Annotated in this window: 18 protein-coding genes; 5 read left to right on the top strand and 13 right to left on the bottom strand. The window is 40.8% G+C overall.

The features are described 5' to 3' along the window. Positions 1 to 59 precede the first annotated feature (59 nt). On the top strand, positions 60 to 1,133 hold the full coding sequence (locus tag KZP23_RS21060; protein WP_226333787.1) for a Gfo/Idh/MocA family protein: 1,074 nt from the start codon (positions 60 to 62) through the stop codon (positions 1,131 to 1,133). A 95-nt stretch (positions 1,134 to 1,228) separates the two neighbouring features. Here KZP23_RS21060 and KZP23_RS21055 read toward each other — a convergent pair whose 3' ends face one another. The 8 genes from KZP23_RS21055 to KZP23_RS21020 form a co-directional block, all read right to left on the bottom strand. Next, on the bottom strand, positions 1,229 to 2,110 hold the full coding sequence (locus KZP23_RS21055; RefSeq protein ID WP_226333786.1) for a carbohydrate kinase family protein: 882 nt from the start codon (positions 2,108 to 2,110) through the stop codon (positions 1,229 to 1,231). Then, complete coding sequence (locus tag KZP23_RS21050; protein ID WP_226333785.1) at positions 2,103 to 3,446, bottom strand: sugar porter family MFS transporter; 1,344 nt, start codon at positions 3,444 to 3,446, stop codon at positions 2,103 to 2,105. The genes KZP23_RS21055 and KZP23_RS21050 overlap by 8 nt, the downstream gene beginning before the upstream one ends. An 80-nt stretch (positions 3,447 to 3,526) precedes the next feature. Next, on the bottom strand, positions 3,527 to 5,032 hold the full coding sequence (locus KZP23_RS21045; RefSeq protein ID WP_226333784.1) for a glycoside hydrolase family 32 protein: 1,506 nt from the start codon (positions 5,030 to 5,032) through the stop codon (positions 3,527 to 3,529). 90 nt (positions 5,033 to 5,122) lie between these two features. Beyond that, positions 5,123 to 6,772 carry a glycoside hydrolase family 32 protein gene (locus KZP23_RS21040; RefSeq protein WP_226333783.1) on the bottom strand — a complete coding sequence of 550 codons (1,650 nt, stop codon included), beginning with the start codon at positions 6,770 to 6,772 and terminating at the stop codon, positions 5,123 to 5,125. 124 nt (positions 6,773 to 6,896) lie between these two features. Then, positions 6,897 to 8,639, bottom strand: coding sequence for a RagB/SusD family nutrient uptake outer membrane protein (locus tag KZP23_RS21035; RefSeq protein WP_226333782.1), 1,743 nt, complete (start codon positions 8,637 to 8,639; stop codon positions 6,897 to 6,899). A gap of 11 nt (positions 8,640 to 8,650) precedes the next feature. After that, positions 8,651 to 11,800, bottom strand: a complete 3,150-nt coding sequence (locus KZP23_RS21030) for a SusC/RagA family TonB-linked outer membrane protein (protein WP_226333781.1) — start codon at positions 11,798 to 11,800, stop codon at positions 8,651 to 8,653. After that, entirely contained in the window at positions 11,797 to 12,210 is a 414-nt protein-coding gene (locus tag KZP23_RS21025) for a hypothetical protein (RefSeq protein ID WP_226333780.1), read from the bottom strand. Before KZP23_RS21025 ends, KZP23_RS21030 begins: the two co-directional genes overlap by 4 nt. Positions 12,211 to 12,412: 202 nt before the next feature. Beyond that, positions 12,413 to 14,023, bottom strand: coding sequence for an ATP-binding response regulator (locus KZP23_RS21020; protein WP_262904796.1), 1,611 nt, complete (start codon positions 14,021 to 14,023; stop codon positions 12,413 to 12,415). Positions 14,024 to 14,098: 75 nt separating this feature from the next. Here KZP23_RS21020 and tnpA point away from each other — a divergent pair, with 75 nt between their 5' ends. Then, positions 14,099 to 14,560, top strand: coding sequence for an IS200/IS605 family transposase (tnpA, locus tag KZP23_RS21015; RefSeq protein WP_226332611.1), 462 nt, complete (start codon positions 14,099 to 14,101; stop codon positions 14,558 to 14,560). Here tnpA and KZP23_RS21010 read toward each other — a convergent pair. The 3 genes from KZP23_RS21010 to msrA all read right to left on the bottom strand — a co-directional run bounded on the left by KZP23_RS21010 (position 14,543) and on the right by msrA (position 17,310). Beyond that, positions 14,543 to 15,718, bottom strand: a complete 1,176-nt coding sequence (locus KZP23_RS21010) for a substrate-binding domain-containing protein (RefSeq protein WP_226333779.1) — start codon at positions 15,716 to 15,718, stop codon at positions 14,543 to 14,545. The two genes, tnpA and KZP23_RS21010, sit on opposite strands and share 18 nt — an antisense overlap. Positions 15,719 to 16,160: 442 nt before the next feature. Next, positions 16,161 to 16,679, bottom strand: a complete 519-nt coding sequence (msrB, locus tag KZP23_RS21005; protein WP_226333778.1) for a peptide-methionine (R)-S-oxide reductase MsrB — start codon at positions 16,677 to 16,679, stop codon at positions 16,161 to 16,163. Positions 16,680 to 16,698: 19 nt separating this feature from the next. Further along, the gene (gene msrA / locus KZP23_RS21000; protein ID WP_226333777.1) at positions 16,699 to 17,310 is read right to left on the bottom strand and encodes a peptide-methionine (S)-S-oxide reductase MsrA; all 612 of its coding nucleotides are present in this window, start codon (positions 17,308 to 17,310) and stop codon (positions 16,699 to 16,701) included. 414 nt (positions 17,311 to 17,724) lie between these two features. Here msrA and KZP23_RS20995 point away from each other — a divergent pair, with 414 nt between their 5' ends. Continuing rightward, a complete protein-coding gene (locus tag KZP23_RS20995; RefSeq protein WP_226332547.1) occupies positions 17,725 to 18,642 on the top strand; it encodes an IS1595 family transposase in 918 nt (305 codons plus the stop codon). Positions 18,643 to 18,682: 40 nt separating this feature from the next. Further along, the gene (locus KZP23_RS20990) at positions 18,683 to 19,363 is read left to right on the top strand and encodes a 3-keto-disaccharide hydrolase (protein WP_226333776.1); all 681 of its coding nucleotides are present in this window, start codon (positions 18,683 to 18,685) and stop codon (positions 19,361 to 19,363) included. A 99-nt stretch (positions 19,364 to 19,462) separates the two neighbouring features. On the opposite strand, the gene KZP23_RS20985 is transcribed toward KZP23_RS20990, so the two are convergent. Both KZP23_RS20985 and KZP23_RS20980 read right to left on the bottom strand, forming a co-directional pair. Further along, positions 19,463 to 19,642, bottom strand: a complete 180-nt coding sequence (locus KZP23_RS20985) for a histone H1 (RefSeq protein ID WP_186756927.1) — start codon at positions 19,640 to 19,642, stop codon at positions 19,463 to 19,465. A 412-nt stretch (positions 19,643 to 20,054) separates the two neighbouring features. Then, positions 20,055 to 21,359: a DUF6600 domain-containing protein gene (locus tag KZP23_RS20980; RefSeq protein ID WP_226333775.1), complete on the bottom strand. Its 1,305-nt coding sequence runs from the start codon at positions 21,357 to 21,359 to the stop codon at positions 20,055 to 20,057. A gap of 949 nt (positions 21,360 to 22,308) precedes the next feature. Here KZP23_RS20980 and KZP23_RS23085 point away from each other — a divergent pair. Beyond that, positions 22,309 to 22,917 carry a carboxypeptidase-like regulatory domain-containing protein gene (locus KZP23_RS23085; RefSeq protein WP_262904758.1) on the top strand — a complete coding sequence of 203 codons (609 nt, stop codon included), beginning with the start codon at positions 22,309 to 22,311 and terminating at the stop codon, positions 22,915 to 22,917. Positions 22,918 to 22,920 lie beyond the last annotated feature (3 nt).

The following is a 22,920-nucleotide window of genomic DNA, read 5'->3' as shown; positions in this document are numbered from 1 at the left end:
AGGCTTTTGTTTTATGATTTTTTGTAAATTATGCCTCACCATCAGATCTTTAAACCATTATGCGACGACGACAATTTATCCAAAAGACCAGTTTAGCCACAGCAGCGATGTCTTTTTCACACATTTCTATAGGAAAGAAAAAAGAGAAACTAGGGGTAGCTTTAGTGGGGCTGGGAGGGTATAGTACCGGGCAACTGGCCCCTTCGCTGCAAATGACCGAGCATTGTTATTTGGCCGGTATTGTTACGGGAACTCCTGAAAAAGCAGTTTCATGGCAGGAAAAGTATGATATCCCTGATGAAAATGTTTATAACTATGACAACTTTGAATCCATAGCCAATAATGCTGATATCGATGTAGTCTATGTGGTATTGCCCAATAGCATGCATACTGAATTTGCGATTAAGGCTGCTGAGGCAGGAAAACATGTTTGGTGTGAAAAGCCCATGGCCAAAACGGTTAAAGAGTGTGAAGAGATTATAGCAGCCTGTAAGAAGAACAAGGTAAAATTAAGTATAGGTTATCGTATGCAACATGAACCGAATACCCAGCAGTTAAGGGCGTTTGTCAAAAATCAAAAATACGGTGACTTGAGGATGCTGGAGGCGGTAGCAGGCTTTACGATGAACAGCACTGGGATATGGAGATTGAATAAGGAAATGGGAGGCGGAGCGATGTACGATATGGGTGTTTATCCAATCAATGCTGTCAGGTATTTGAGTGGTTTAGAGCCTCTATCCGTAATGGCCTATGAAAGCAAACGCCGACCTGAAATGTTTGCTGAGGTAGATGAGACCATGAATTATATATTGGAATTTCCTGGAGGACTCATGGCGAACTGTGCTACTAGTTTTGGGATGAATATGGGGAGGTTAACGGTTACTTGTGGCCGTGGTAATTTCAGGTTGGAACCTTTTCAGTCTTACAGAGGGATTAAGGGCTATACCAGTGACGGCATACAGTTTTCAGACCAGGTGAAAAGTCAGCAGGCTGTACAGATGGATGATGATGCTTTGGCCATTATCGATGGTAGGGCCGTGATGGTTCCTGGAGAAGAAGGCTTAAGGGATATAAAAGTTGTGGAGGCCGCTTTTAAATCTGCTGAGGAGGGCAAGAGAATAAGCATCCATTAGCTTAACAAATTTGACCTAAAACGATGGTCTCTTGGAGAAAGGAATATGTTAAAAAAGGAAAGGCTTGTTTCTATTTTGAACAAGCCTTTCCTTTATCAGGTCCTTTGAATGGAAGCAATGTCTTCCAGTTCATATTGTGGAGTACCCCCCTTATTGGTGGCAACTAAAGCTCCGAGTGCACAAGCAAAATCCAATATCTCTTTGGGTGAATCACCTGAAAGTGACTTATAGATAAAACCGCTCAAAAAAGCATCGCCAGAACCAACGGTATCGGCTACTTTTACTTTATAGCCTGGGTGGGAATGGCTTTTTTTACCATCATAAATAATGGCTCCGGCAGCTCCCTTGGTCACACAGATCATTTGTAATCCAAAATCTTCAGATAATCTTTCCAAGGCTTTATCCCCGTTTTTGTCTAGTTTGAAAATATCCATGAGCAAGAGCAATTCATCGTCGTTGATCTTAAGGATATCTGCTTTCTTCAATAGTTTTTCAAGCAGTGAAGCCTCGAAATATGGAGCTCTTAAATTGATGTCAAATATTTTTAGAACGGATGTTTCCAAGAGCTTAAACAAGGTGTTTCTACTATCTTCATTCCTAGCAGACAGACTGCCAAAGATAAAAGCATCTGCTTCATTGACCTTTTTCTGCATTTCTTTTGACCATTGGATAAAATCCCAGGCTACTGCTTCTACAATTTCATATTTGATGTTTTCCTTATCAGCATCATCCACTAATACCCTACTGGTATCATAATGTTCGTCTACCTGGATCAGGTCAGTGTTCAGGGACTTATCTTGAACAAAGTCAAGCAGCTCCTTTCCCCAGTTGTCATTTCCCACTTTTGAGATAAAGGAAGTTTCCAAGCCCAGGTATTGGGTGTGGAGAGCTACATTCATAGGTGCCCCTCCAGGGATGCTTCTATCAGAAAAACAATCCCAAAGCATTTCACCGAAGATGACTATTTTTTTATGCATTGCTAGCGATCATATCTTGTTGAATTTCCTCCAATGAGCGTCCTTTGGTTTCTGGCATTTTGGTCAATACCCAAACCAGCTGCAAGACCATCATCAAAGCAAAGAAGCCAAATATACTCACCGCACCAAAGGTATTGGCAAAGAAGGGGAAGATATTGGCGATGATGGCAGCTAAGATCCAATGGGTGAAACATCCAATGGACTGGCCATATGCCCTGGTTTCGTTAGGGAATACTTCCGCAATAAACACCCAGATAACACTGCCTTGTCCTACAGCATGGGAGGCAATGAAAATAAATACAAACACGGGCAAATAGGATGGAGGAATGGCCCCACCAGAAAAGGAATAGGCAATCAAGATTAAGGAGATAATATAGCCAACTGAACCGATCAGCATCAGTTTTTTCCGGCCTATTCTATCGATAAGGTAGAGTCCCAACATGGTGGCTATCATATTTACTGCTCCAATGCCAATAGTGGATAATAAGGCACTTTCAGCATCTATTCCTGCCATTTCAAATACCCTTGGGGCAAAATAGATGATGGCATTGATTCCTGAAAGCTGGTTGAACATGGCGATCATTATGGCCAGCATGGTGGTTTTGATATGGCCGTGTTTGAACAGGGCGGAAAAGCCTACTTTTATTTTTTCTCTATTTCGTTCTTCTATGGCCAGTCTGATGGCTTCATCTACACCTTCAGGATCCGTTTTGGTCAATATCTCTGTTGCTTCTGCGACATTGTTTTGATGGGCTATTAGCCAACGTGGACTTTTGGGAACCTTAATGGTCAGTAAAGTATATATCAGTGCAGGAATGGCTTCCATCCCCATCATCCATCTCCAGCTTTCATTGAGGTTGGCGGTTTCTATCAGGTAATTGGAGAAGTAGGCCATCAAAATACCGAATACGATATTGAACTGGAAGAGGGCTACCAGCACTCCCCGGTTTTTTGCAGGAGCAATTTCACTGATGTACATGGGGGCCACTACTGAAGAAGCTCCCACTCCGAGACCTCCAATAAACCTAAGTGCCATAAAGGTGATGACATCTGGCGCCAGTGCTGAGCCAAGGGCGGAGACAAAATAGAGCAGCCCAATCCATAATAAAGATTTTTTACGGCCGTATTTATCTGCGGGAACGCCTCCAAAAAGAGCTCCGATCACTGTGCCATAAAGTGCAATGGCAACCGCCATTCCATGGGTCCAATCACTGAGTTGCCATTTCTCCTGGATGAACCTTTCGGCCCCTGAGATTACTGCGGTATCAAAGCCAAATAGAAAACCTCCCAATGCGGCTACTATAGAGAGAAAAATTACGTACTTTTTACTGTTCATTTTTGGTTTATTTTCGGGCTATTCGTCAAAACTAGCTACAAGATAGTTGAATTGAAACATTTTTACCCCCTTATTTTTACTTACCAAGTGGAATTCAGATAATGAACTTCACCATTGTTTTCTATCCCTTCCAAATCCAATTTTAATAATGGAGAATTGGGAAATAATATCTCTGTTAAGACCAGTTCCCCATCATTGAAAAAGAACTCTAGAGAAGATTTATCTGAATAAATATCAATATCATTAATCTCCAGGCCATTTAGGGGCGCTTCATGTATGGCTTGGAAAGCTTCATTGAATTTGACCTGACCTGATTTGCTTCTGTCGAAAATTACTTTGTTCTGTTCAATATGAAGGAGAACCTCTTCTCCTAAATCATTGCTGAACTTAATGGATGCCCTGTTCCCATTTGCTGTTTTTAAATCCAAATGGAAAAGTTCGTCTCTCAATAAATGGCTTTTGGCTTCGATTTTTTCCGAATTACCGTATAATGTTTTGACTTCCATTACAGGCCTGGAGGCCAATAAGTCTTTGCCTTCAAAATGATATAGTTCGAGTTTCCTAGGCAGGGTCATGGCTGATCTCCAAATGGTAGTAGGGACAATATTGGCATATAGCCAGTTGCTCATCCAGCCTAGAAATAATCTTCTTCCATCTGTTTTTGGGATGTCAGACCAAGTAACACCGGCATAATTGTCAGCCCCGTAATCTATCCACTTCACATCCTTGCCATCAGCGGTGAAATTTCCACCATCAAAGTTTCCTGTAAAATATTGGGTGGCCGATCCCCCGTTGGGTCCTCCGGGGTTGATGCTGACCAGTAATACCCATTTCTCATGACCTTCTTGATCAGTTAATGGAAACAAGTCCGGGCATTCCCAAACGCCACCATAGGAAGCCCATGAGGGACTGAAATCACTTTCATGTTCCCAGTCAATTAAGTTGGGAGAGGAGTAAAAGCTGATTTTGTCCTTTACCGCCAGGGTCATGATCCATTTTCCGGTTCCATTACCTTGGTCATACCAGCTCACCTTGGGGTCTCTAAAGTCAGGTATTCCAGGGTTGTTCAGTACTGGATTGTTTTTATATTTGGTCCAAGTTCTCCCTTTGTCATTGCTAAAGGCAATTCCTTGGGTTTGGCCTTTTTCCGGATGGTGATAGGTAAAAATGGCTATCATGGGGTTTTTGCCATCTTCACCCAGCCCACTCGTGTTTCCTTTGTCAATCACAGCGCTACCAGAAAATATGGTACCTAGACTATCAGGGTAAAGCGCGATGGGCAAATGTTCCCAGTGCAACATATCTGTGGAAACCGCGTGCCCCCAGTGCATTGGACCCCAGACATTGCTGTCAGGGTTGTGCTGGTAAAATAAGTGGTATTCTCCATCCAAATACACCATTCCGTTGGGGTCATTCATCCAGGATTTTGGAGGAGTGAAATGATATTGAGGACGGTAAGTCTCATCAAAGGCAGGTTCGGAATTGGGGATTTCCAATTCAGCTTGTTTTTCTTTTTTGGACTCAGTACATGCTGCAAACATCCCTAAGATGAGCAGGTATATCAAGGGGTTGAATGAAGTTTTCATGGTTTTGCGTCATTTTGGATTTCGTTTAAACTACCGTTTTGCGATGGTTTGCATTTGATTTTTGTTGTTGTGTTTAGGAGGGGACTGAGGCTATTCCCATATTGACTTAGCCTCAAATACTTCCAAATTCTTTATTTCAATATTGTTGCCCCAAAAATGGAAGCCTTCATTATTGTTGGTGTCTGGTCTTCTCGGCATAATCAATGTTAGTGCCCCTCCGTCCACAAATACCTCAATACTGCTCCGGTCAATATAGATATCTGCTGATATTTCCATGCTTGTGGGATCATTGGGGGAATAGAATACACCGTTAATTTTGTTGAAGTTAAGGTCATAATTCAAGATGTTTTGACCAAAAAGGTTCAAGCCAGCACTGGTCGCGTGGGAAAGCTTGATGGTGGTTTTGATTCGTACTTCCCCAGATTCAGAAAGTGGCTTTAGGGCCTCGTTTGCTTTTTCCGCAGAGAGCGTTTCCCAATGTTGAATGGGCGTAAACAGCTGCTCAGTTTCCTTTACGGGAAGGTTAAAGAGTCTTGGCCCATCTTTGGTTTCCTTGAGGCTTAGTTCTGTGGGGAGCATCATCATACCTTTAAATGGCATTTCTGGATGTGTGATTTGTCCCCAACCTATTTGTATCCTACGTCCATTGGGGACATTGGTAAATGTCTGTGCCGCATAAATAGGACCAGAGGTGAACTGGTATTTTCCTGCTTTAGGCGTAAAGGTCTTGCCATCAAAATCACCCAGCATATAGGTTCCTGAAGCCCCATACATCACCCAAAGGGTGTTATTGGTATCACCATCTATGGGTAATTCAAATAATTCGGGGCATTCCCAGAATCCTGTGATATGACTTTGGTATTCCCAATTTTTAAGATCATTGGAATTATAGATGGAATGGCCATCCCTTTCATTGAGGACCATGACCCAGTGTTTTCCAGGTTCATACCAAAAGACCTTGGGGTCTCGTGTATCTTGACTGTTCCAGATGTGTTTTGAATCAATAACAGGATTGCCCTCATACTTGGTGAAGGTGCGTCCATTGTCCAGGCTATAGGCGATGGCCTGCACTTGCTTTTCAGGACCTGCAGCTGTATAAGCAGCAATCATAGCAGGAGTGTTTTTCTTATTAAAACCGGCTGTATTATTATAATCAATAACTGCTGATCCAGAAAACATGGCTCCCAAATGGTCGGGGTATAAGGCGTCCGGAAGTTCTTCCCAATGGATAAGATCCTTGCTCACCGCATGTCCCCAGTGCATATTCTCCCATTCCCTTTCATAGGGATTATGTTGGTAAAAGAGGTGGTATTCCCCATCATGAAAAAGCAGTCCATTGGGATCATTGATCCAGCCCCTTTGTGTGGTAAAATGAAACTGAGGCCTGTTTTTCTCTTGGTATATATTGGCTTCCCCTTCTATCTCATCTGCCTGATAGATTTTGGACAGCCCAGCTTCATTTCCCTCATAGGAAATCTTTATGGTTTTACCTTTTAGGTTGGAAACATCTTTGAATACCCAGTAGTCAGGTTCATCAGCAGATAGCCGAATGACCACGGTTAAGTCTGCTTGACCAGGAATATGGAAGGTCATTTTATGCCGGTCTTCTTGATGACTAACAGGGAAGTTAAGGTAATTTTTGGTAATCCTAAGTTCAATCTCTCCAGCCCAAGTGGAGGTAAATGTCAGGAGTAAAATGAAGGCTCCAAATAATAAACTTTTCAAAAGTGAAGTTTTCATGGGTTAATCGATTTAGTTGACCTTTTAAAGGTTTGAAATAATTTCGGATAAAAAAACACAATTCTTCTATAATTCTTTTTTGAAAGGGCAGACAGATTTTCATCCGTCCGCCCATACAACAGGTTTAATAGCCAGGGTTTTGCTTATAAAGCCCACCCGTAAAGTCAATCTCCCTTTGAGGAATAGGATAATATTCATCCCTGCCAGCGGTAAATTCAGCACTGGACAAGAAGTCCCTTTTGGTTTTTTCTTCAGCCAGATAGGCATTCAGTACTTCTTCTGCTTCACCCCATCTCACCAAATCGAAGAAACGGTCACCCTCCATGGCAAATTCTAATCTTCTTTCGAATTTCAAAGCTTTCCAAGCATACTCTTTATTGGGAAAGGAGGTATAAAGTCCAATATTGTAGATGTCCTCTGCACCGGCATTGAGTGGTCGTGAAGTACTGGCAGCCGCTCTCGCCCTTATCTCGTTAATTAATGGAAGGGCCTCGTTCCATCTGTCCAACTGGATTAATGCTTCTGCTTTCCATAGTAATACATCAGCGTAGCGGATAAAATCTATGTTTTTTGAGGTGCCGATAAAAGGGCCTTCTTTTTTATAGCAAGAACAATCTGGAGCTTGTTGTTCTTTCATATTTCCAAAATAGCCATAGACCCCTGGATCCCTTGCCCAGCTGAAGTTATAGACCATGTCACCACTTGAGTTGACAGTATTTCTGTATTTGAATGGTCTTCCTGGTATCCCTACTGTGTGGTCCAATCTAGGGTCTACGGTAAGTCCTGTAGATGCAGGAGTCGTGCCATCAGGCAATAAATTGGTGAAAATGTCCTCGTTATTGAAATCGTCCAATAAGGGAAGGCCATTTGCATCTGTTTTGAAGGCATTGACCATGTTTTGGCTGGCAAGGTGAAAGCCACAGCAGCCATATAATCCTGTTCCATGCGGTGAGTTTAATCCGGTTACAAAGCTTAATCGTCCCACGGTGGTCCCGTCATTGATGGAGAACTGTACTGCCCAAATGGACTCTGGTCCATTGTCAAAACCATCCAAGAAGTTGTTCCCAAAGTCATCTTCCAAGCTGCCGGTTACCTCATCTGCATACTGTATGACTTCTTCCAATCTAGAGGTATTTATATTGGTAACCTGATGGTCTTCGTTTTGTTCATAAGCTTGGAATAGCCGTGTTTTGGCCAGATAAGCAGCAGCAGCATTCTTGTCTGCTCTACCTACTTCATCCTGGGATTGTGGGAGGTTATTATAGGCGAAAAGAAAATCATCCGCAATCTTGTCCCAAAGCTCATCATTGGGGATCTCATTGCTTACTTGGCCGATTTCTTCTTGACTTAATTCCTCTGTGATATAGGGGATTTTTTTGAACAATATTTTAAGCATAAAGTGGGAGTGAGCCCTCAAAAACCTCAATTCAGCTTGCCTTATTGTCTTATTGGCATAAGCTCCATCAGGAATTTCATTGATCACCTGCAAGGCAAAATTGGCTCTGGAGATGGCTTTGTAGTAATTGGTCCATGTCCTTGGGGCCATAAAATCACCTTGGTCAGGAATGGTCAAATTGTATTGTTCATATCTGTCAATCTCCCCAACATCGGTACGGCCACCTCCGCCTTTATAGGCATCATCTGATCGAACACTACCAAATACCCACATATGGGTAAGGGGGCCCACCATTTCATCATTGCCAATGCCTGCATAAGCTGCAATCACTAATCCTTCAGCATTTTCTGGAGTGGCCACATTTTCACTAGAGAGTACGCCTTCGGGTTCATATTCAAGGAAGTCTTCCGAACAAGAAACCAAGGAAAACCCTAGTATAATAGCTGAGATATATAATTTATAATTTTTCATGATTTCCAATTTTAGAAGTTTACATTAAGTCCTAGTGAAAGCGTGGTGGGTACCGGGATTCTGTTTGAATCTGTACGCTCAGGATCAGATCCGATATAGCCACTAGGTGTAAAATACAAGAGGTTTTCCCCTTGGAAATATACCCTCAGTCTAGACATTCCTGCCCATTTGTTGATGATGGATTCGGGTAAGGAATAGCCAATTTGGAGATTTCTGATTTTAAAATAGGAGTTGTTTCTGAAAAGGTAATCAGAGGTTCTTTGGTCATTGAAAGCCAAGGAAAGGGAAGGAATATCTGTATTGGTGTTTTCCGGGGTCCAAGCATTCAAAACACCTAAACCTGCATTTTCACGTCCTTGAACAAAGTTGTTCCAGAAAATATAGGGGTCCTGTCCGATTCTTCCTGTAACGCCTGAACCAAAGATGGAGAAGTCGAAATTTTTATAGGAAAGATCAAAGCCTACACCGTATTCTAAGGCAGGAAGTGTGGTGCCGATAAAATCCCTATCATCAGAATCTATTACCCCATCATTATTGATGTCTTTAAACTTCAAGCCACCGGGTCTTGCACCCACCTGATCCGGGCTGTTGTCTACGTCCTCTTGACTTTGGAATAGTCCATCATATTGGTAACCGAATATGGAGAACTGCGAATGGCCAATGATTGAGTTTTGTGCAGTTCCAGGGAAAGCTGCCCTTACCTCTTCAGGCAAATAGGTGATTTCGTCAGCAAAAGCCCCAAAATTGGTATTGATGGTAAAGGTCATCCCATTGTCAAAGTCCTTGGCATAGTTCAGTGCAAGTTCCCATCCATTGGTTTTGGTGGTAGCTCCGTTTAATACGCGCTGTTGTCCTTCACCTATTACAGAGGCAATCGGAGGAGTGGTTAGGATATCACTGGTCTCTCTGGTAAAATAGTCAAAGGAGCCATTGATGGCATAATTGAACAGGCTGAAATCTAAGCCAAAGTTCCATTCTTTGGTAGTCTCCCATTTCAAATCAGGGTTTTCAGCTTGTATGGAAACAAAGCCAGATGGAAGGTTTCCTGTATTGTTTCCGTTAATATCATAGGCTGTACCCACATTATAGTAGATTTCAAAAAAACCACCGATGTATTGGGCTTGGTTCGGGCCATACCTGGATTCATAAAGACCAAACCTGGCCAAGTCTCCAATTTCCTGATTACCAACTTCCCCATAGCCAATTCTCAGTTTCAAATCAGAAAGGGTAGGATTGTCTTTAAGAAATTCTTCATTACTTATTCTCCAACCAACGGTAGCAGCTGGGAACACACCATATCGGTTATTGCTACCGAACCTGGAAGAACCATCACGCCTTAGGGTAAAAGAAGCCAAATAACGGTCATCGAAGGCATAGTTCAGTTTACCGAATTGTGACAATAAGCGGTTACCTGTGGAGCGGCCATTGGAGGTTCTTGCTCCTGTGGCGGCATCCAGTACAAAATAGGATTCTGTTTCAACCGCAAAACCATCGGCCGTAGCTATTAAACTATTCAAATCGTCTTTGATGGATTCTACTCCCAAAAGGGCTTCAAACCTGTGTGATCCTTTAGTGAGTTGGTAGTTTAGGGTATTGGAAAATACCAAGCTGGTGAACTTATTGGTATCCCAAATAAGCCTGTTATTGCTCCTAGTGATAAAGCCATTGTTTACTTTGGGCTCTATGTCTTTTTTCTGGAAATCGCTATAATCAAGGCCCAAGCTGCTGCGGAATTTTAGGTTTTCCAAAATATTGATTTCTGCAAATACATTTCCATAAAAATTGTTTTTGCGGGTATTGTCCCATCTGTTGATGTATTGCATGAGAACTGGATTATTTCTGTCCGAATACCCTGCTCCTAGAGGTCCTGCAAAATTACCGTTGATATCATATACAGGGATGGTTGGTGCCATATAGATGGCCAGTCCGGGAGTAGGAGCACTACCCACATCAGGAGTGGCGAGCGTTTCATTGGAAGAGCTGAATTGGGTATTTATCCCAAATTTCACAACATCATCAAATAGCCAAGTGTTGGCGTTGATCCGAGCAGTGTTTCGCTCATAATTGGTGTATTTAAGCATCCCCGTGTTTTTATAGTTGCCTAAATTGATCATCAGCGATGATTTCTCTGAATTGGTTGCTACGGTCAATTCATTATTGAAAGCCCAGCCTGTTTCATAGGTCGCATCCTGCCAATCGGTATCTCCAGCAGGAACTGTTTCGTCACCACCCACGAAAGGTTGGACCGTAACGCTGTTCAAAACTGGATTGTCAAAATCACCGTTCCAGTCAAAATTATAGATTTCTCCATATCCACCTGCGGGGTCAGCGCCATCATTGACAGAGGCGCGCCACAGCACTTCGCCTCTTTGGACTGCATTGAGCATGTCGTATCGTTGTGGTTTTTCGGATAGTCTTGAAACATTGGTGTTAAAGGTTACGCTAAACTTATCACCACCTAGGCTTTTGTTTTTAGTAGTCACCACGATTACACCATTGGCTGCCCGGGATCCATATACAGAAGAAGCGGATGCATCTTTTAATACTTGTACAGACTCTATGGCCTCGGGATTAAGACTGGCAAAAACCTCTTGTCTTTTCGTTGGGACACCATCAATGACATATAATGGATCGTTGTTTCCCAGCGTGGTTATCCCTCGGATCAGGATTCTGCTATTGGAACCGGAAGGATCGCCTGATTTTTCGACATATAAACCTGGAACACGGCCCTGTAAGGCCTGCATGGGGTTACCGGTACTCATGCTTTGTCCCTCTAAGGGAGCCAAGTCCACGGCTACAATTGCTCCAGTCATATCTGATTTTTTCTGGGAACTATATCCCACTACTACCACCTCTTCCAAATTGGAAATATCTTGACTTAGGATCACATCTATAATACTTCTGTTGCCGACTGTTTCTGATACTGATGCATAACCAATAAAGGAAAATACTAAAATTGCATCGGGACCAGCTGTGATGGAATAGTTTCCATCCAAATCGGTGATGGCACCTTGGGTGGTGCCCTGTACTTGCACCGTCACACCAGGAAGGGCTTCTCCTGAGGACTGGTCGGTTACTTTGCCTGTGATTTCTCTGGTTTGTGCCATAAGTGGCAAAACAAGCAAAAGGGCAAATAATAGACTTAATACACTTGTTTTCATAGGGTAAATGGGTTTTTCATTTTGTTATTGTTTAGGTTAATTTTTGTTGGTTGGGTTTTATGGATGTCATTAACTGTATATAAAACAGGACAAGTAGCTGCAGTATATATGGTTCCGCTAATGATAGAATTAAAGGGTAAAAGGAAAGGTATAGCCGTACTTATTGGGTAATTATAGACCGCAGTTTCAGTTAGTGTTTGGGAGTGAAATAATTGGTTCTTACTACTGGCTTTTAGGATTGGATAATCAAGGATCGCAAGCCCCATAACAGTGATAGAAAGTGTATGGGAAATCATAACGTTCCCTTTGAGAACTTCAGGACTTCCTTTCTGAATCATTATTATTACTGTACAAAATAAAAGACTGTATAGTAGGTTAATGTCAAGGTAATATATTGTTATTTCTTTCATGGCTTATTGTTAGGACTAAGCTATGAAGTATAAATGGAGGGAAATTTTGATCTTGTTTCAAAAAATTACAATTTCAGATCAAAAGGGCTTGATAAATAAAAAATCAAGGTGTATTGTTGATTTCAATCGGTTTCGGTGTGGATTTGTGAGTTTTTAGACTTTCAATTTTGTGTCAGGTTTTCAAAATTGATTCAAATTTGAATCAATTTTGATGTTGTTGGTCTCTAAACTCAGAAGGCGTAATGCCAAAGTGGTTTTTAAATGCAGTGGAAAAGTAGGCTGAAGTCGTAAAACCTACCTGAAAGGCAATGTCAGCAATGGGAGAGTTTTCTGTCAAAAGGAGGTGTTTGGCTTTCTTTAATCTGACCTTATTGATATAGTCATTTACACTGTATCCCAAAAGGGCTTTTAATTTTCTGTAAAGCTGGCCTCTGGAAAGTCCCATTTCCAGACAAATTTCATTGACGCCAAATTGGGAATTGGAGATATTTTTCTCCACCAGTGCAGTGAAGTTACTTACAAACTTTTTGTCAGGAGACTGTTTAGTAATGGCCGTATTTTCGACAGGCAATTCATGAATATAATGTTCTCTTAATTTTTGCCTATTGGCCAGGAGCATTTTGATTCTTTCGAGGACCAATTCAAAGCTAAATGGTTTGGTGATATAATCATCTATTCCCAGTTTGATGCCTTTTATGCGTTCTTCGATTCCTTTTTTAGCAGTTATTACAATGATGGGGATATGTGAGGTTCTGATGTCATTTTTCAGGATTTTAACTATATCAAATCCGTTTTTCTGCTGGAGCATCAGGTCAATGGTAATAAGGTCGGGAACTTGGTCCAGGGCCTTGTTTAGACCTGTTTCAAGATTTTCAGCTTGGATGATATGAAAGTGTTTTCCCAGCTGCTTACACAGATAATCCCGTATGGGTTTTTCATCTTCAATGACAAGAACGGTATGTTCTTTTGGTTCGTCACTTTCAACCATCACAGGGCGGGGCTCAAAATCTTCAAAACTTATGTTTTCTTCAGAGAAATATTGCTGATGCTCACCTTCGATTATTTCAGATGAATTAAAATGGGCTTTTCCGCTTTTAAGATGAACAGAAAATTTAGTGCCATTACCCAGATGGCTTTCAACTTCTATATGTCCATGATGTAGTTCAATCAAGTCCTTGGACAGTGCCAGGCCAAGACCTGATCCAGATTGGGAAAAATTCTCTCCCTGATAAAATCGGTTGAATATATGTTTGACAGATTCTTCAGACATACCTTCACCTGTATCTTCAACTTTTATCAGTACTTCATTTGAAAGTGCATTTTGTTCTACTTTAATGATGATGCTTCCCTTTTCATGTGTGAATTTAAAAGCATTGGAAAGTAGGTTGAACATGACTTTGTCCAGCATCATGGGATCAAACCATAACTTGAGATTTCTGTCTTCTGTTATAAGTTTAAAGGTAATGCCACTTTGCAGTGCTAATTTTTGGAAAGAGGACATGATTTCTTCCAAAAAAGGAATGATGTCATGTTCCGCAGCCTTTATATGCATTTTTGCAGAATCTAACTTTCTCAGGTCCATTAGTTGATTGACCAATCGTAATAGCCGCATTGAATTTTTCCTTATCAATGACAGATCATTTTTAAAGGGAGCGGCATCTTTATTGTTTAGGAGGTCTTCAACTGGAGCTTGGATCAAAGTAAGCGGAGTCCTGAATTCATGGGAAATATTGGTGAAGAACTCAAATTTTTGTTGAGTGGCTTTTTCAGCCTTTTGGGATAGTTCAAGGACTTTGTCTTTTTGTTCTGAGATCTCCTTGTTTTTGTTTTTTAATCTCTTAGGGTCAAATTCCCCGAGGCTAGCCTCGTTTTACTATCTTGTGACTCGATGTCGCAAGAAAGTAAGTATATCCATAAGAGTCATAATGTATCAGTTTTGCTGTACCATATAGTTTGCTCAGCAAAATATAGACGAGTAGTGTTCAGTAAAGAGGTTGATAAAGTTCTGACATCGACGTGTGAACAGATAGAACTAAGATATGAGATTAAATTTCTGGAAATCGGTACAGATGCTGACCATGTACATTTTCTGATCCAATCGGTTCCAACGTATAGTATAACCAAAATAGTGAGAAAGATAAAGAGTTTAGTGTCACGAGAGGTGTTTAAAGAATGCCCAGAGGTGAAAAAACAGCTCTGGGGAGGGGAGTTTTGGGGTAAGGGATATTTTGTCAATACGGTAGGCCAACATGGAACAGAGGAAAAGATCGCTAATTATGTAAAGAGTCAAGGGCTGGAAAAAGGATATAAAAAACTGAAGACCAATTATCAATTAAAAATATTCGATTGACCAATAATGCCTCGTGGGCTTGCCCCGAGGATTATTTACTTCCTCATTGATTTCTTGTTTATCTCTTAGGGATTTGAAAATATAGGCCAGTGAAATGATGGCTACTACCAAAGTAAGGCCGAAAACAAAGAGAAAAGTTCTTTGGTTTTTGTAAATCTCCATTTGAATATTGATCCGGTCTCTTTGACGGGTAATATTGTCTTGTTGATCTATGATTTTATCTGTCTGTTGTTTGATGATCCGGACATTGGATGAATCAACCACGGCTGTTTGAAGGATGTTTTCTTTTTCAAAGTATTCACCTTTAAGTATCTTATGGGCCACTTCAATGGATTTGTCTCCACCAGTGGGGTAGAAAAAAGTAGCGTCGAGTACATCATCTGTTACAGCTTGGATTCCTCCGTAAGGACCGGGAAGGGCGTCTACTCCCAGGAATTTTTTATGGTGGATATTTAATGCATTGCATATTTCATGTGCGCCTATGGCCATTACATCATTATGACCAAATATTAAGTCAAATTCAGGAATATTTTCTTTTAACAGATGGGCCCTTAGTTGGTTTTTGGCAGTGTCTTTTTCCCATTGTCCACTGATCTCAGTGACAATATTAATGTCTGAACCTTGAAAAGCATTGAGCAGCCCTCTGTGTCTTTCTACAGCCGGGGAGCTACCTCTAAGCCCCCAAATTTCCAAAATTTCACCTTTGCCATTTAGAAGATTACGGATATACTGTCCTGCCGTGAATCCCACCTCATAATTATTGCCACCTACATAGGCCGAATATAGGTTTGAGGAAGTTTTTCGGTCTACTACGATCACTGGTGTTCCATTTTGGAAAACCTCCTCTACAATTGGGGTTATCGGCGATGATTCATTAGGTGATACAATCAATAAGTCAATCCCAGATTCCACCAGTTCTTTTATTTGGCGGATTTGAGTAGCATTGTCCCCCTTTGCATCCTTTATTTCCAAACTCAAGTCAGGATAGAAGGACAGTTCGCGGTACATTTCGTCATGCATGGCTTTTCTCCAGGCATCATTGCTGACACATTGGGAGAAGCCTATTTTATATTTTTTGGAGGCTTCTTTTGGGCCACAAGAAAACAGGGTGGCCAAAACAAGGATATAAAGAAGAATGAAGCAATGGGGGGATTTCATTTATTTACAAATGATTTTAGTTATTTGGGTGAATGAATTACTGATGTGTAATTATTTAATCTGATTATCCGCAAAGATGCCAGTAACCTTAAATCCTTTGCTTAAGCGGTCGGGAGTTTGAAGACTGAAGACCGAAGGAGTTGATATTTTAACTAAAATCAACATTTCGATTCGCTTTTAACCTTTACTGGTGCAATTGCGGATATACATTTTATTTAATTTAAACAAATATGCGAAATTAAAATCTAAGGAAACTGAAAAAAATAGTGGGCTTTTTTTAGTTGACTGGATTTGTCCTTTGGGGATACAAGTCCTCACTACGATCACTAATGAATAATCCGATTTAAGCCATAAATGGGTGAGACAATAGGGTGTTACTTAAATGCCATGTTTTGGGTAAAGTAGCTATTGGGTTTTGAAATTGTGCAATATTAGCTTAGCATCATTGGGAAATGGTCCCAAGCAGCGGTTCGAAATCCAGGGAAACTGAGTTCATGCAGAAACGTTTGTGGGTAGGAGGAGGCCCATCATTAAAGATATGGCCGAGATGGGAGTCACATCTACCGCATAATACTTCTATTCTTTGCATTCCGTGACTGTTGTCTTCTTTATAAATGACACTGTTCTTCCTTACAGCCTCAAAGAAGCTAGGCCAACCACAGTCACTTTCAAATTTAGCTTCTGATAGAAATAGCTTGTTACCGCAAACCGCACAGTAGTAGGTGCCCTTAGCATCTGCATTCCAATATTTTCCGGTGAATGCCCTTTCAGTGGCTGCCTCTCTGGCCACAGCATAAAGAAAAGGAGAAAGTATCTTTTTCCATTCTGTATCAGTGACTTGAAGTTTGCTGGTATCAGTTCTAGAATAGTAGGGGTTTTCAGCTTTTTCTGTATTGTTTTGTCCCATACTACAGCTACAGAGGACAGTTAGCGACAAGGTTATAAGCATCAATTTTTTCATGATAGATTGATTTTAATGTTCATTTAAGCTTTTCTTTAAACACTTTTTTGAACTTCTCCAGCTTTGGAGTAATCACAAATTGGCAGTAAGGCTGGTTTTTGTTGAGTGCGTAGTAGTTTTGATGATAATCTTCTGCTACATAGTATTCTCCTACAGGAGATACCTCAGTGACGATTTTTTTTGGATAGATATTTTCTTCCGTCAGTTTTTTGATATAATAATTAGCCATTTCTTTTTGCCCGGTATTGTGATAGAATATAGCCGATCTGTATTGTGTGCCCACGTCATTCCCTTGTCTATTTAACTGTGTAGGATCATGGGAAATAAAGAAAGCTTCCAAGAGTTCATCGTAGCTGATGATATTGGGATCATAGGTGATTTGTATGGCTTCAGCGTGCCCTGTTTTACCTGTGCAGACTTGTTTGTAAGTAGGGTTTTTGACCGTTCCTCCAGTATAACCGGAAACTACTGTCTTGACACCTTCAAGCTGTAAGAATTGTGCTTCAGTGCACCAAAAACAGCCAGCGGCAAAGGTCGCGGTGTCCAGTTCTACCATATTTTCAAGCGAACTGGCTTTTGAAGCAAAAGTCAAAAAGACCAGTGCAAATGCCATTAGCAATAGATTTTTCATGAGTCTTTAGGGGTGAATTGAATTTTAGGTTTGGAATAGGTTTATATTAGTTAATTACGTGAAAATGGGCAAAAATGGTTTAATAAGTCAATTTATAATAAAAGGGTCAGATCAAAAATGAACCCTCGGGAATTTTATTCGATAATGATAATTTCAATAGAATAGCCAAATCTAAGCTATATAATTTTAAGGAGGGATAACGGAGTTTGAGATTAAAGTGGTAAAAGTGCCTATACTATTGGAGGGTTTCTTATTTTTAACTTACGATACCTAAATAATTATTGGTATATAGGGTTTTTAACGAAAGATAATATGTGTATCCGTAAGAGTGCACGTAATAAAATATGACAATACGTGTCATTAAATTTCAAGGTATCAGGATAGTTGTTTTCTTGCATAAAAACAAGAAAAGCTATGAACCTTATAGAATTTACGGGCCATTTCCCAGATGAGGAAAGTTGTGAACAATACATCAAGAAATACCGTGAGAAAAGCGGTATACGGTGCAAAAACTGTGAGAAGATAACCCGACACTATTGGTTTGCCAACGGCAGGTTTTTCGAATGCAGCAGTTGTCGGAGACGTTCTTCTCTTAAATCAGGGACGGTAATGGAAAACAGCAAGCTTCCGCTCCGTATCTGGCTATTGGCCATGCTGTTTATGTCGGCGACCAAGAAAGGGTTTTCCTGCCTTGAGCTCCAGCGGCAACTGGGGCTTAGCCGATATGAGACCACTTTCCGTCTGATGCACAGGATACGGTCAGCCATGGGACAACGAGATGAGCTTTATATCCTCAGTGACATGATTGAATATGACGAGTGTTATATGGAAACCGTACAGGAGAACCAGATCTTGGGTCAGCTTAAACGTGGAAAAGGCAGCCAGAAACAGACCGCAGTAGCGGTGGCGGCCGAATCGGTACCCTTGGAAGACCTGGATTCCGGGCAGAAAACAAAGCGCTGTGGCTATTTCAAAATGAGGGTCATGGACAAAGTGGACTGCGAGAGTGTCAATGCCTTTATCCGGGCCAATACCGTAGGGGATGTGGTACTGTTTACAGACAAGAACACGGCCTACTCGAAAATAGAGGAAGTGGTGGCCACCCATTTGGCCGTTCCATCGGGAAAGGAGTCCGTAAACGACACCTTAAAATGGGTACACAAAGCAATCAGTAATCTTAAAAGAACCCTGTTGGGGGTATATCACATGATAACTTATAAATATTTACAGAACTATTTAAATGAGTTTGTTTACAGATTGAACCGAAGATATTTTGGCAAAGGACTCTTTGAAAGGCTCGTTATTGCGGGCACTTACCCATACGTGCAGTAAAACGGATACACATAAAAGATAATTATTAAACGAACTACTAATGTTTATGATAAAAAAACACAATTTAAATAGGTCCCTTTTAAAAGGGGTGTTTTTAGTATTTGCTGGAATCAGCATAATTTCACTTGTTGGGCTAGTGCCTCCTCTTGGATTTACCCAATTATTCAATGGTAAGGACCTTACTGGATGGGTGGGGAACAAGACCGACTATGTAGTTGAAGATGGTGTGTTGGTCATTCGGCCGGATAGGGGAGGAAGTGGTAATTTGTATACGGAGAAGGAGTATTCCGACTTTCATTTGAAATTTGATTTTTTATTGACTCCTGGAGCGAACAATGGTTTGGGGATTAGAGCTCCATTAAAGGGGGATGCTGCTTATGCGGGGATGGAATTACAAATCTTGGATAATACGGCAAGTAAATATGCCCATCTTAAAGAATATCAGTACCATGGTTCTGTATATGGTGTGATCCCTGCAAAGAGAGGGGCCTTAAAGCCTGTTGGTGAGTGGAACAGTGAAGAGGTGATCGTAAAGGGTAATAAAATCAAGGTTATTCTCAATGGAAAAACGATCTTGAAGGGGGATATTGAGAGGGCTAGTAAGGGTGGAACACTCGATGGAAAGGAGCATCCAGGTCTATCCAGAACAAGGGGGCATATTGGATTTTTAGGCCATGGATCAGTTGTGAAATTTAAGGATATTTCGATCAGGGAACTGTAGAGATCGATCAGGCTCCAAAATAAACATGCCGGTACTATATAGTATCGGCATGTTTTTGAATACTGATTTACTTTTCGACTTGGTCAAAAAGAAATAGAATTATTTTTCTGAATTCTTGATCTCAGTAATTTCTTTTCTGATGTCCTGAGCCAGGTTTTTAATTGCCTGCATGCCGTTTCTTACACGAGTACCAGCTGCTTTGTTTCCTTTTTCGTAGAACTTTTCGAAATCATCTTCTAAAGAATCAATCAAATCCTTAACTTCTGTGAATCTGCTCATAGTGTTAAATTTTTTAAGTTTATGCTATTAAAAACGTGAATATAGGGAGATTATTTAGTTTTCAAGGGTTTTGAGCAAGAGATTTCCCTTTCAAAAGTGGATAGGGTTTTTTCCTTTGCTGGTTTATAGCTGTAAATCTGGTACTTGTGAAGGGGATGCTCCGTTTTTTTATTTTGGCTAAATTCTTTCCGTTTTTAAAGAAAATGCCCACTGGAGCCATTATAAGCCTTTATTTTAATGAATTTTAATTTACCGCTTTAAGCGGAACCTATCGAATGGTGTCTTCTGTATATGTCTAGTTTGGTTATATCAAATGATCAGTGGCAAATGAAAAAAGCTTGCCAGCACATCTGACAAGCTTTTAATAATCTATCACCTAACATTCATCTTTTTCTCTATTTAAGTAGTCAAATTAGTTGTTTGACCTACCTCTGCTACTGGAAGATCTTCTACTGCTGGCACTTGAATTGGAGCTTCTAGAACTACTTCTAGTGGCAGGAGCCCTTCTGACTTGGGGACTTTTGCTCACGGCAGTACGACTTCTGCTTGGTTGGCTTTTTACTTGCCTGTTTGAGCTTGAAGGCCTTGATACCCTACTGGGACTACTGCTTTTTGTTCTTGTGCTTGGAGAAGCTTTTGTTCTGCCAGAATAAGCGTTTCCTTTATTTGACTCATAAGTTGTATTTCTAGGACTCCTTACTTGGCGATTATTACTGCCATTAGGATAAGGAGTGGCTTTCATCGTTTTTGGTTTGTTGGAATTAGATTGCTCAGATCTGCTAGGGGAAGACCCTCTATAAGTGGCAGATGGCGAGGAAGATCTATTGGTGTTTGAATTTCCATAGCTGCGTGAGTTGGTATTACTTCTGTTGCCTCTGATCGCAGTATTTCCCCTACTATATTCTTCTCTGTTTACTCTGGCATTTTGACGGCTAGTGATTTTACTAGGCTTGGCATTATACCTGGAGTTTCCGGAATTACTTCTTATTTGTGGTTTGTAAACATTTACAGCGTTCCTGCTGATGTTAGTTCTTCCAGGTTTTTGGCTGGAATTCACCCTGTAAACCGGCACACGGCTTCTGCTGTATCTTTCTATATGTTGTTTTCCAGGTCCAGCGATATAGCGGTGATTGTTGTAAATCACGGTGTTATTGATAACCGTCGTTTGGTTATAAATATTTACTATATTCCTTCTTGGGGCATAATAACGGTAAACATGTCTATGGGTAAATCTTCTATGAGGGACAAAAACCCAGTGGAAACTAGGTATACCTATATTTACACTGATTGAAACATTTGGTCCCAAAGGTGCCCATCCGTAATATCCGCCACCATTTCTCCAGCTTACCCAGGCAGGTGCCCATTCATATCCAGGAACCCATGCCCAGCCGTAATAATCGTCATATAACCATCTACCATAATGAAACGGAGCCCATCCCCAGCTATAATCGGATACCCAGGTGTTACCGTATTCTGTCATCACCCAGTGACCATTTGTGCCATAGGGATGGAAATTGTGATCGACATATGGCAGCCATATGTACCCATACCGTGCATCTTCTACCCAGTCTCCATGGGGGGACAGTTGGTCATAAAAGACCTGGAATGATACGCCAATAGGTGCTTCTGCTTTAGCTTGTTTTGGGGTTACAATTGCAATTGTTAACCACATCAAGAGGGATATACCCAACCATTTATTTAGTTTCTGCTTATTCATAACGCTGTGGTTTAGTTTAATCATCTGAGCTAGTAATGTTGCTTTACTAGCTTTTTGACATTGTTGATATAATGTATTTATTATGTAGTTAATTCAACTTTTTTGTCTATAAGTTGATTTGTCTGAGTTAATGCCAAAACCATTCCAAATTTTTGAAGTTATCCATAGGAGGCTTTTGCATTTTGGCTACTAAATAGTTTTAATAGTCGTTTTACGTTGGTTTTTTATTGAAAAAAATAATTTGTAATCATGTTAGTTGACAATGTTCCCTTACAAGTAAATAGCTTGTTGCCCTATCATGGTGATATAAAAAAGGGGGCTCAAGCTTCTTATAGCCGAAATATTGAAGGGTATGTTCCCTTACTATTCTAGGAACTAAGGTGAGGGCAATCCCAAGATGACCCTAAGACAAACCTAAGTTTCTGATAAGAGAAACACGGCTAAAACACGGGATAAACACGGCTTAACTAGGGGTTAAATACAGGTTAAGGCAAGGACGTTAAAAATGTTAAATTCATTAATATTGGATTATTTTCACGGCAGTCATCTGGTTTCCCAAGGCTTGTCCTGCCCGTGGAGGAGATTCTCCGGATCTTGGGTAATTGGTGAATTAAAATTAGGCGAGGGAATTTGATTGAATGAAGTTTTATATATTTTGAATTAGTGCTTGCCTTCTCTCATTTTTTATAAAATTATAGGTTATATGTTTTGTGTTTTGATTGAAATTCCTATATTTAATAGGATACATCTAAGATCAACGAAATTTCGTTTATAGATGTATGGAAGGAGGTAAATTGGAGATTGGCTTCTGAAAGTTTACCATAGAGCTTAAGATTACCCTAGCACGTTTAACTACCCACCTTAATGCACCCGGGAAAACACGCCAGTGTTTTAAACTTGAATTTACAAGTAATTATTTCTTCTTAACCTTAATCAAATCCTAAAATTTATGAGCAAAATTTTACTGGCCATATTTTCTATGGCACTATTGATCAACCTGGAGGTCCAGGCGCAAGATAGAGTACTGAGTGGAACCGTGATAGGTTCTTCAGATGGGCAGCCCATTCCAGGGGTGAATGTCCGGAATACAGCTACCAATACAGGTACAGTGACAGATCTTGATGGTAAGTATTCCATAAATGTTACTGATGAAACCATAATTGAATTTTCATTTGTAGGTTATGTTTCACAACAGTTCACGGTAGGAAACCGAAGTAGCCTTAACGTGACCTTGGAAGAGGATTTGGCAGATTTGTCCGAGGTGGTGGTGACTGCTTTGGGTATTGCAAAAGAGAAGCGATCCCTGGCTTATTCAGTTACGGAAGTAGGTGGGGACGATTTGGTGGAGGCCCGGGAAATTAGTTTGGGAGATCAGATCCAGGGACGTGTAGCCGGTGTAAATGTGAGCAATATTGGTTCTGGTGTAGCTGGTTCGAGTAGGATAGTTATCAGAGGTAACTCTTCTTTAAGTGGCCAAAACCAACCATTGTTCGTAATAGACGGAGTACCAATGGATAATTCCCAACTGGGTAGTGCTGGTATGTGGGGGGGGAGTTGACTG

Origin of the sequence: Echinicola marina (genome assembly GCF_020463795.1) — a bacterium.
Lineage (GTDB): Bacteria > Bacteroidota > Bacteroidia > Cytophagales > Cyclobacteriaceae > Echinicola > Echinicola marina.
This window is presented reverse-complemented; position numbering and strand designations above follow the sequence as displayed.

Excerpts from the sequence above, each read along its gene's own strand:
- tnpA (WP_226332611.1), top strand. The coding sequence starts at position 14,099 with ATGTCGCAAGAAAGTAAGTATATCCATAAGAGTCATAATGTATCAGTT.
- KZP23_RS21050 (WP_226333785.1), bottom strand. The coding sequence starts at position 3,446 with ATGAACAGTAAAAAGTACGTAATTTTTCTCTCTATAGTAGCCGCATTG.
- msrB (WP_226333778.1), bottom strand. The coding sequence starts at position 16,679 with ATGAAAAAATTGATGCTTATAACCTTGTCGCTAACTGTCCTCTGTAGC.
- KZP23_RS21010 (WP_226333779.1), bottom strand. The coding sequence starts at position 15,718 with ATGAAATCCCCCCATTGCTTCATTCTTCTTTATATCCTTGTTTTGGCC.
- KZP23_RS20995 (WP_226332547.1), top strand. The coding sequence starts at position 17,725 with ATGAACCTTATAGAATTTACGGGCCATTTCCCAGATGAGGAAAGTTGT.
- KZP23_RS20990 (WP_226333776.1), top strand. The coding sequence starts at position 18,683 with ATGTTTATGATAAAAAAACACAATTTAAATAGGTCCCTTTTAAAAGGG.
- KZP23_RS21025 (WP_226333780.1), bottom strand. The coding sequence starts at position 12,210 with ATGAAAGAAATAACAATATATTACCTTGACATTAACCTACTATACAGT.
- KZP23_RS23085 (WP_262904758.1), top strand. The coding sequence starts at position 22,309 with ATGAGCAAAATTTTACTGGCCATATTTTCTATGGCACTATTGATCAAC.
- KZP23_RS21030 (WP_226333781.1), bottom strand. The coding sequence starts at position 11,800 with ATGAAAACAAGTGTATTAAGTCTATTATTTGCCCTTTTGCTTGTTTTG.
- KZP23_RS21055 (WP_226333786.1), bottom strand. The coding sequence starts at position 2,110 with ATGCATAAAAAAATAGTCATCTTCGGTGAAATGCTTTGGGATTGTTTT.
- KZP23_RS21035 (WP_226333782.1), bottom strand. The coding sequence starts at position 8,639 with ATGAAAAATTATAAATTATATATCTCAGCTATTATACTAGGGTTTTCC.
- msrA (WP_226333777.1), bottom strand. The coding sequence starts at position 17,310 with ATGAAAAATCTATTGCTAATGGCATTTGCACTGGTCTTTTTGACTTTT.
- KZP23_RS20985 (WP_186756927.1), bottom strand. The coding sequence starts at position 19,642 with ATGAGCAGATTCACAGAAGTTAAGGATTTGATTGATTCTTTAGAAGAT.
- KZP23_RS21040 (WP_226333783.1), bottom strand. The coding sequence starts at position 6,772 with ATGAAAACTTCACTTTTGAAAAGTTTATTATTTGGAGCCTTCATTTTA.
- KZP23_RS21045 (WP_226333784.1), bottom strand. The coding sequence starts at position 5,032 with ATGAAAACTTCATTCAACCCCTTGATATACCTGCTCATCTTAGGGATG.
- KZP23_RS20980 (WP_226333775.1), bottom strand. The coding sequence starts at position 21,359 with ATGAATAAGCAGAAACTAAATAAATGGTTGGGTATATCCCTCTTGATG.
- KZP23_RS21060 (WP_226333787.1), top strand. The coding sequence starts at position 60 with ATGCGACGACGACAATTTATCCAAAAGACCAGTTTAGCCACAGCAGCG.